Source organism: Acidovorax delafieldii 2AN, assembly GCF_000175235.1.
In the GTDB taxonomy this organism is placed as follows: Bacteria; Pseudomonadota; Gammaproteobacteria; order Burkholderiales; family Burkholderiaceae_C; genus Acidovorax; species Acidovorax delafieldii_B.
The window spans coordinates 1-9,175 of record NZ_ACQT01000149.1; the positions used below are offsets into that span (position 1 = coordinate 1).

Sequence of the window (9,175 nt, forward strand, 5' to 3'; positions counted from 1 at the left end):
ACCAAAGAGCCTGTGGCCTCGACGGCGAAATCGAACCGGGGCGCATCGAGCTTTCCGTAGGAAGGATCGTGAAAATCATCCAGCACGTTGATGCCGCCGCAGAACACCAGCAGCCCATCGACCACACACAGTTTGCGGTGCAGGCGGCGCCAGCGATGGGGCAGCAGCAACCCCAGTGGCCCCAGCGGCGAATACACGCGAAATTGCACACCCGCCGCCCGCAGGCGCTGCCGCCATGCCGGTGGCAGCGGCCCCGTGCCCACGCCGTCCACCACCAGATGGGTTCGCACACCGCGTTGCGCTGCCCGCATGAGGGCCTCGGCCACCTCGGCGCCGGCCCCGGTGCAATCAAAGATATAGGTCTCGAACTGGATGTCGGAGAGCGCCGCATCCATCGCTTCGACCAGGGCGGGGAACAGCTCCTGCGCCCCCTGCAAGAGCCTCACCCGGTGGTCTCCCGCGAAATCGGCGACCCGCTTCATGCGTCCGTCAGAGCCTGAATTCGGCGATCAGCGGCAGGTGGTCGGACATGCGCCACCAGATGCGCCCCCGCGGCACATGCAGCCCGATCGGCGAAAGGCCCCGCACGTACACGTGGTCCAGCTGCACCAGCGGCAACCGGGCGGGGTACGTGAAGGCGCGCGGCGCATCGAATTCGTAAAGACCGAAGCCCGACAGCATGCGCTTGATCTGCAGGCCCCAGTCATTGAAGTCACCCGCCACCACCACCGGCGAGCCAGTTGGCACCTCGCGTTCGATGAATTGCTGAAGGCGCTCCACCTGCCGCACCCGGCTGCCCGGGATGAGCCCCAGGTGGACCACGATCACGTGCACGCGGCGGCCGTGCGCGTCCAGCTCGACATGCAAAAGACCGCGCTGCTCGAAGCGGTGGTCCGAGATGTCCTCGTGCTGGTGCCCGATCACCGGCCAGCGCGACAGCAGGGCATTGCCATGCTCGCCGTGGCGCGTGAAGGCGTTGGTACGGTACACCGCCTCGTAACCTTCAGGGGCCAGGTACTCGGCCTGCGGCACATCGGGCCAACGCTCGAAGTAAGCGGCTTCGCGGCGGTGCACCTTGCGCACCTCCTGAAGGCACACGATGTCGGCATCGAGCTGCTCCACGGCCAGGCCCAGGTTGTGGATCTCCAGGCGGCGCGCGGGCCCGATGCCCTGCACGCCCTTGTGGATGTTGTAGGTGGCAACCCGCAGGATGTCAGAAGAGTCGTTGGGTGGATTCATGACTGGGCAAATTGTGGCAGCAACAGGATGGCCTCGGCATTGGACGGCGAGAAGCAGCGGTCTGCCGCCTCGCGCCAGGGCCACCATGCCCAGGCCGTGTGTTCACGCGGATTCAAGGTCACAGGCGCCGCGGCGCTCACTTGCAGGCCGAAGAGGTGCTCGGTATTGCGCGACACCCCGGGTGCGTATCGGTGCAGCCATTGGGGATAGATGTCGTAGACATTTTCCAGTTCCCAGTCGCGCAAGGTGCAACCAGGTGCATCGGCATGGATACCGGTCTCCTCCAGCACCTCGCGCACAGCGGTTTGCCGAAACCCTTCGTCCGGGCTGTCCTTGCCACCGGTCACCGACTGCCAGAATGGCTGTCCATCGGGCGCATCCACGGCGCGGCGCATCAGCAGCACCTCGAGCGCGGGCGTATGGATCACCACCAGCACCGACTGGGGAAGCTTGAACACCGGCTGATGAAGATCAGACCGGGCCGCTACGCTCATCGCACCGCCCGCAGAAACCGTCTGGTGCGCGGTCCGGTGATCGTGGGGCATGAATCAAGCGCATGGGCCATGTCGATTTCCCAGAAAAAAAGGGCGCCCCGGTGGCGCCCTTTGATTCTTGCACGAAGCCCCAGCCGCTCAGACGACCTTCACCGCGTCGGGGTTGCGCAGGCGGATGTGCAGTTCGCGCAACTGCTTTTCGTCGACCACCGACGGCGCCTGGGTCAGCAGGCACTGGGCGCGCTGGGTCTTGGGGAAGGCGATCACGTCGCGGATCGATTCGGCACCCGTCATCAGCGTGACGATGCGGTCCAGGCCAAAGGCCAGGCCACCGTGCGGGGGCGCGCCGTACTGCAGGGCGTCAAGCAGGAAGCCGAACTTCTGCTGCGCTTCCTCGGGCGTGATCTTGAGGGCATCGAACACCTTCTGCTGCACGTCGGCGCGGTGGATACGGACGGAGCCGCCACCCATTTCCCAGCCGTTGAGCACCATGTCGTAACCCTTGGAAATGCACTTCTCGGGCGCGGTGACCATGTAGTCCTCGTGGCCGTCTTTCGGTGCCGTGAAGGGGTGGTGCACGGCAACCCAGCGGTCGCTTTCCTCGTCGTGCTCGAACATCGGGAAGTCCACCACCCACAGCGGCGCCCAGCGGTCGTCGAACAGGCCGTTCTTCTTGCCGAACTCGCTGTGGCCGATCTTGATGCGCAGCGCGCCGATGGCGTCGTTGACGATCTTTTCCTTGTCGGCGCCGAAGAAGATCAGGTCGCCATCTTGCGCGCCGGTGCGCTCCAGCACGGCTTGCAGGGCTGCGTCGTGGATGTTCTTCACGATGGGCGACTGCAGGCCGTCACGGCCCTTGGCCAGTTCGTTGACGCGGATGTAGGCCAAGCCCTTGGCGCCGTAGATTTTGACGAACTCGGTGTACGCGTCAATCTCGCCACGGCTGATGCCGCCGCCTTCGACCGAGCCACCGGGCACGCGAAGGCCCACCACACGGCCATTCTTCATGTTGGCGGCGCCCGAGAACACCTTGAAGTCCACGTCCTTCATCACGTCGGTCAGCTCGGTGAATTCAAGCTTGACGCGCAGGTCGGGCTTGTCGGAGCCGTAGCGGTACGCCGCGTCCTGGTAGGTCATGACGGGGAACTCGCCCAGATCCACGCCCAGCGTGTTCTGGAACACCGTCTTGATCATGCCCTGGAACATGTCGCGGATTTCCTGCTCGTCCATGAACGAGGTCTCGATATCGATCTGCGTGAACTCGGGCTGGCGGTCAGCGCGCAGGTCTTCGTCGCGGAAGCACTTGGTGATCTGGTAGTAGCGGTCGAAGCCCGCCACCATCAGCAACTGCTTGAACAACTGGGGCGATTGCGGCAGAGCGAAGAAATGGCCGTCGTGCACGCGGCTGGGCACGAGGTAGTCGCGCGCGCCCTCGGGCGTGCTCTTGGTGAGCATGGGGGTTTCGATGTCGATGAAGCCGTTGGCATCAAGGAACTTGCGCACTTCCATGGACACGCGGTAGCGCAGCATCAGATTGTTCTGCATGTAGGGGCGACGCAGGTCCAGCACGCGGTGCGTGAGGCGCGTCGTCTCCGACAGGTTTTCCTCGTCGATCTGGAACGGAGGCGTGACCGATGGATTGAGCACGTTCAGCTCGTGGCACAGGACCTCGATCTTGCCGCTTTGGAGGTTGTCGTTGGTGGTGCCCGCGGGACGTGCACGCACCACGCCCTTGACCTGCACGCAGAACTCGTTGCGCACCTCTTCGGCGGTCTTGAACATCTCGGCACGGTCCGGGTCGCAAACCACCTGCACCGACCCTTCGCGGTCGCGCAGGTCGATGAAGATCACGCCGCCATGGTCGCGGCGGCGGTTCACCCAGCCCGACAGGGTGACGGTTTGGCCCAGGAGGGCTTCGGTCACAAGACCGCAATAGTGGGAACGCATGGCCATGGCAAAACTTCCGGCGCCGCTGTGGCGCATTAAAGGGGAATCACTTGGGAGGTACGGAAACGAGGGCGGGGTCGGCAGGGGCAACCACACCCATCGAGATAATGTATTTGAGCGCCGCATCCACGCTCATGTCGAGTTCGACGCAATCGCTCTTGCGCACCATCACGAAATAACCGCCGGTGGGATTGGGGGTGGTGGGCACGTACACGCTGACGAATTCGTCGCGCAAATACGCAGCCACCTCGCCGCCAGGGGTGCCGGTGACGAAGGCCACGGTCCACACGCCCTCGCGCGGCCACTGCACCAGCACGGCGGTGCGGAATGCATTACCGCTCTCGGAAAAAAGCGTGTCGGACACCTGCTTGACGCTCGAATAGATCGAGCGCACCACCGGGATGCGGCTGACCAGGCTGTCACCGAACTGCACCAGCTTGCGGCCGGCGAAGTTGCTGGCCGTTGCGCCCACCAGCAGCAGGATCAGCAGGGTCAGCAGCACGCCGAAACCGGGAATATGGAACCCCAGCAACTTGTCGGGCTGCCATGCGCCCGGCAGGATCTGCAGGGTCTGGTCGAGCGTGCCCACGATCCAGTTGAGCACCGCGATGGTGATCACTCCGGGAACAATCACCAGCAGCCCGGTGAACAACCACTTGCGCAAGGCAGACATCGGATGTGCTCAGGTCGAGGAGGTAGAGGTGGACGTGGGGGCGGTGCTGGCCTGTGCCTTGGTGGCGGCGCCAGTGTCCGCTGCGGGGGCAGCGGGCGTGTCCTGGGCATCGGCCTTGGGTTCGGTGGCGGGCGCGGAATTGCCACCGCTGCCGCCCCGGAAATCCGTCACATACCAGCCCGACCCCTTGAGCTGGAAACCGGCAGCCGTCACCTGCTTGGTGAACGACTCTGCGCCGCACGCGGGGCACACCGTCAACTGAGGGTCCGATATTTTCTGCAGAACATCCTTGGCATGGCCGCAGGAGCCGCATTTGTAGGCGTAAATAGGCATGACGAGAGTGTTGGGGGAAAGTGCAAAACCTTTAATTATAGGCGGCCGCCCTCCATTCAACACCCCGCGCTCATTCCACGCCGACGACGCGGTGGTGGGTGGCGTGGCTGTTGCGGATGGCCTGCGGGCCCAGCGATCCAACCAGCATTCCCGCCAGCGCCGCCAGCAGTCCCGCGAGTTGCGCCGGAAACACCTGGGCCGCCGGCGTGACCAGGAACAGCAGCCATGTCACCAGCCCCAGCACGATGGCAAAGACCGCGCCCTGGGTGGTGGCACGCTTCCAGTACAGCCCGAACACCAGGGGAACGAAGGCCCCCACCAGCGGCACCTGGTAGGCCCCTGAAACCAGCTCATAGATCGACGTGCCCTGCATGTGGATGGCATAGGCCAGCACCAGGGCACTGAACACCAGGGTGGTGACACGCATGGTGCGCAGGTGCTGCCGGTCGGAGGCATGCGGGCGGAACTGGCGCCAGATGTTCTCGGTGAACGTCACGCTGGGCGCCAGCAGCGTGGCCGACGCCGTGGACTTGAGCGCTGACAGCAGCGCGCCGAAAAAGAGCACCTGCATCACGAAAGGCATCTTGTTCAACACCAGCGTGGGCAGCACCTTCTGCGGGTCGTCCTTGAGCAGCTCGGCGGTTTCCGCGGGCATGATGATGAGCGCGCTGGCCACCAGGAACATCGGCACAAAGGCGAACAGGATGTAGGCGATACCGCCGATCACCGGCCCGCGCGTGGCGGCATGGAGGTTGTTGGCGGACATGACGCGCTGGAAGACGTCCTGCTGAGGAATGGACCCGAACATCATCGTGATACCGGCCGCGACAAAGAACACGATGTCGTGGAATTTCGGATCTGGCAGAAAGCGGAACAGTTCGCGGCTGGCGGCCAGCTCGATCACCTTGTTCGCCCCCCCGGCCATGTTGCCGGCAAACACGGCGATGACCGCCAGCCCGACCACCAGGATGATCATCTGGATGAAGTCGGTCACGGCCACCGACCACATGCCGCCAAAGAGCGTGTAGGCAAGAATGGACACCACTCCGATCGTCATGCCCACCTGGATGCTGATGGTGCCACCCGACAGCAGGTTGAACACCAGTCCCAGCGCGGTCACCTGCGCCGACACCCAGCCCAGGTAGCTCAACATGATGATGAGCGAGCAGACGACTTCCACCGCGCGCCCGTAGCGTTCGCGGTAGTAGTCGCTGATGGTCAGCAACGTCATGCGGTAGAGCTTGCCGGCAAAGAACAGGCCCACCAGAATCAGGCAGAAGCCCGCACCAAACGGGTCTTCCACCACGTTCCCCAGCCCGCCCTCGATGAATTTCGCCGGAATCCCCAGCACCGTCTCCGACCCGAACCAGGTAGCGAACGTGGTGGTGATGATCATGTACAGCGGAAGGTGCCGCCCCGCAATCGCGAAATCGGCGGCATTCTTCACGCGCTTGGCGGCAACGAGGCCGATGGCGATGGTGATCAACAGGTAGACGATGACCAGGGTCAACAGCACGGCATGCTCCTCGATGTCGCGAATGGCAGTTGAAAAGAGAAAGGTGAAACCGCGCGGCGGCGGGCCTCAGAAGAGCCGGATGCGCAGCATGAGCTGCATCGCCAGCAAGCCCAGCACGAAGCCCAGGCCGCCATAGATGATGCTTTGCAGCAGGCGGTTGGTGCGTTTTTGCGCCTCGAGCAGCTCGCGCAGCGGTGCCTGTGAACGGACGGGAGGACGGCTGAGGTAGTCGTACAGCAGCCGCGGCAACTCGGGGATGAGCTTGGCGTAGTGCGGCGCCTCGGCCCGCAGCTCGCGCCACAGGCGCTGCGGCCCCATCTGCTCCAGCATCCATTTCTCGAGGAAGGGCTTGGCTGTGCTCCAGAGGTCCAGCTCGGGGTCGAGTTGGCGGCCCAGGCCTTCAATGTTGAGCAGGGTCTTTTGCAGCAGCACAAGCTGGGGCTGGATCTCGACCTGGAAGCGCCGCGACGTCTGGAAGAGGCGCATCAGCACCATGCCCAATGAAATCTCCTTGAGCGGCCGGTCGAAATAAGGTTCGCACACCGTGCGGATGGCCGATTCGAGGTCATTGACCCGCGTTTCCGGTGGCACCCAGCCACTTTCGATGTGCAGCTCGGCCACGCGCTTGTAGTCGCGGCGGAAGAAGGCCACGAAGTTTTGCGCAAGGTATTCCTTGTCGGACTCGGTCAGCGTCCCCACGATGCCGAAGTCGAGCGAAATGTAGCGCCCGAACGTGGCAGGCTCAAGGCTCACCTGGATATTGCCCGGGTGCATGTCGGCGTGGAAAAAACCGTCGCGGAACACCTGGGTGAAGAAGATCGTGACGCCGTCCCGCGCCAGCTTCGGGATGTCAACGCCCGCATCGCGCAAACGCTCGACCTGGCTGATCGGCACGCCGTTCATGCGCTGCATCACCATGACCTCGGCGTGGCAGAAATCCCAGAAGATTTCCGGCACCAGCACCAGGTTCAGCCCTTCCATGTTGCGGCGCAATTGCGCGGCGTTGGCAGCTTCGCGCACCAGGTCCAGCTCGTCGTGGAGGTAGTTGTCGAACTCGGCCACCACCTCGCGGGGCTTGAGACGCTTGCCATCCGACGACAGGTTTTCCACCCAGCCCGCCATGACACGCATGAGCCCCAGGTCTTTCTCGATGACAGGCAGCATGCCCGGGCGCAGCACCTTGACGGCCACCTCGCGCTCGACGCCCGTGCGGTCGCGAAGAATGGCGAAATGCACCTGGGCAATCGACGCGCTTGCCACTGGCGTGCGGTCGAACGAGACAAAAACTTCGCCCAGCGGTCGGCGGAATGCCCGCTCGATGGTGGCCACGGCCACTTCGGTATCGAAGGGCGGCACGCGATCCTGCAGGCGGGCCAGTTCGTCGGCCACGTCTGCCGGCAGAAGGTCACGGCGGGTGGAAAGCACCTGCCCGAACTTGACGAAGATGGGGCCCAGTTGCTCGAGCGCCTCGCGCAGGCGCTGCCCCCGGGGCGCGTCGAGCTTGCGACCCACCGAAAGCACACGCGCCAGGGCGCGGAGCCACGGCTTCTCGAAACTGTCGAGCAACAGGCCGTCGAGCCCGTACCGGAACACCACCCAGACGATGGTGGCACCCCGCAGAAAACGCTTCATGCAGCGGCCCGGTCGGCGTTGCCCGGTGATGCGCCATCGGCGGCGTGGGGTGCCGGTGCTGCCGAGGGCGTCACGCGGCTGCCCACGAACTGCCACAGCGCCTGCGCCGCGCGGCGCACCATCTGGCCCAGCGTGTGGGCCGGCGCGTCGCCGATGAGGCGGGCGACGTCTTCCTCGAGGTCCCAGCGGACATGGTCGACCAACCAGTTGATCTCGGCGGCCAGTTGCACGTCGCCCTCGATGCGGATGGCGGGCTTGTCACCCCGCAGCGCCGTTTCGGCCAGGGCCAGGGGCGACGATTCGGTCACCGCCAGCTGGAGGTCCGGCACGCCGCCTTGCGGAGCCAGGTTGAACAGCCCGGCAGGCGTGACCAGCAGGGCCATGGAGTAGGAGCGCCATTGCACGCGGGCCACACGGCCGCGCTGGCGCACCAGCCGGTCCATGGCCTCTTTTTCCTGCATCAGCACATGGTTGATGAAGAGAACCAGACGCTGCTGCACTTCGTGCACCAGCCACTGCGGCGGCTGCGGGCCGGCGGCCACGCGGTCGAGCAGGCCATCCAGAAACGAAAAAGGGGACTGTGGTGTTGCCATAGTCCCCGATTATTCCCTGAACCGGGAAGCCCCGCCGCTTTATTGCAGCGCCTGCACGCCTGCCACCAGCCAGCCGCTGGTGCCCGTCTTGGGCTTGGTCATGTTCCAGACCTCGCGGAACGGGCTTGGCCCGGCCGACAGCTCTTCACGGATCATGCCCGAGAACTCGACGCTGGCCATGTAGCCGTCGTCCAGCTCTTCGATGCCCAGCAATTGCGCTTCGATCATGACCACGTCGGTGTGGTTGGGCTGGTCCCCGCGGTGCGACTCGCGCTCGGTCAGCTGGGTGCGAATCTCGTCGAGCATGCTGTCGGTCATCATCGAGCGCAGCGTGGCGATATCCGAGCGGTCCCAGGCGGCTTGCAGCGTGACGAAGTTGCGCTTGGCAGCGGACAGAAAACCTTCCGCGTCGAAGCCGGCAGGAATACCCCAGTTCTGCGAACCGGCAAGGCCCGAGCCGATGACCACACCGGAGCCCTGGGGCTGGCGCGCGGCATCAAAGGCCATGCTGCTGCGCTCCCACGGCCGGGCGGATGCATCGTTGCCGACCTTGTCGGGGCTGTACTGGCGTGGCACCTGGGCCGCTGCCGGCGACGCGGCACCGGCACCCTGGAACGCGAACGGCGGGTTGCCGCCGCCCTGCGCAGCCCCCGTGCCCTTGCGTGAACGCACCACCATCTTGAAGATGGCAAACGCGGCCAATGCCAGCAGCGCAATCATCAAAATATTGCCAAAGCCGGCGCCCAGG

10 protein-coding genes are annotated in these 9,175 nt (G+C 64.7%); all 10 read right to left on the reverse strand.

The genetic code is table 11. From position 1 onward, the window contains the following. Positions 1-482 (reverse strand): phospholipase D-like domain-containing protein (locus tag ACDELDRAFT_RS15555; RefSeq protein ID WP_005798485.1); only part of this gene is annotated, 482 nt, incomplete at its 3' end. A gap of 7 nt (positions 483-489) precedes the next feature. Then, positions 490-1,239, reverse strand: coding sequence for an endonuclease/exonuclease/phosphatase family protein (locus ACDELDRAFT_RS15560; protein WP_005798486.1), 750 nt, complete (start codon positions 1,237-1,239; stop codon positions 490-492). Beyond that, positions 1,236-1,733, reverse strand: coding sequence for a dihydroneopterin triphosphate diphosphatase (gene nudB / locus ACDELDRAFT_RS15565; RefSeq protein WP_005798487.1), 498 nt, complete (start codon positions 1,731-1,733; stop codon positions 1,236-1,238). The genes ACDELDRAFT_RS15560 and nudB overlap by 4 nt, the downstream gene beginning before the upstream one ends. A gap of 138 nt (positions 1,734-1,871) precedes the next feature. Continuing rightward, positions 1,872-3,686: an aspartate--tRNA ligase gene (gene aspS / locus ACDELDRAFT_RS15570; protein ID WP_040329477.1), complete on the reverse strand. Its 1,815-nt coding sequence runs from the start codon at positions 3,684-3,686 to the stop codon at positions 1,872-1,874. Positions 3,687-3,726: 40 nt separating this feature from the next. Further along, positions 3,727-4,353: a DUF502 domain-containing protein gene (locus ACDELDRAFT_RS15575; protein ID WP_005798489.1), complete on the reverse strand. Its 627-nt coding sequence runs from the start codon at positions 4,351-4,353 to the stop codon at positions 3,727-3,729. A 9-nt stretch (positions 4,354-4,362) separates the two neighbouring features. Next, positions 4,363-4,686 carry an FmdB family zinc ribbon protein gene (locus ACDELDRAFT_RS15580; RefSeq protein ID WP_005798490.1) on the reverse strand — a complete coding sequence of 108 codons (324 nt, stop codon included), beginning with the start codon at positions 4,684-4,686 and terminating at the stop codon, positions 4,363-4,365. A gap of 70 nt (positions 4,687-4,756) precedes the next feature. After that, positions 4,757-6,202 carry a sodium:solute symporter family protein gene (locus ACDELDRAFT_RS15585; RefSeq protein ID WP_005798491.1) on the reverse strand — a complete coding sequence of 482 codons (1,446 nt, stop codon included), beginning with the start codon at positions 6,200-6,202 and terminating at the stop codon, positions 4,757-4,759. A gap of 66 nt (positions 6,203-6,268) precedes the next feature. Continuing rightward, a complete protein-coding gene (gene ubiB, locus ACDELDRAFT_RS15590) occupies positions 6,269-7,834 on the reverse strand; it encodes a ubiquinone biosynthesis regulatory protein kinase UbiB (protein ID WP_005798492.1) in 1,566 nt (521 codons plus the stop codon). Then, positions 7,831-8,427 carry a hypothetical protein gene (locus tag ACDELDRAFT_RS15595; RefSeq protein ID WP_005798493.1) on the reverse strand — a complete coding sequence of 199 codons (597 nt, stop codon included), beginning with the start codon at positions 8,425-8,427 and terminating at the stop codon, positions 7,831-7,833. Before ACDELDRAFT_RS15595 ends, ubiB begins: the two co-directional genes overlap by 4 nt. A gap of 39 nt (positions 8,428-8,466) precedes the next feature. Beyond that, the coding region (locus tag ACDELDRAFT_RS15600) for a Tim44 domain-containing protein (RefSeq protein ID WP_040329475.1) at positions 8,467-9,175 on the reverse strand (709 nt) is incomplete at its 5' end.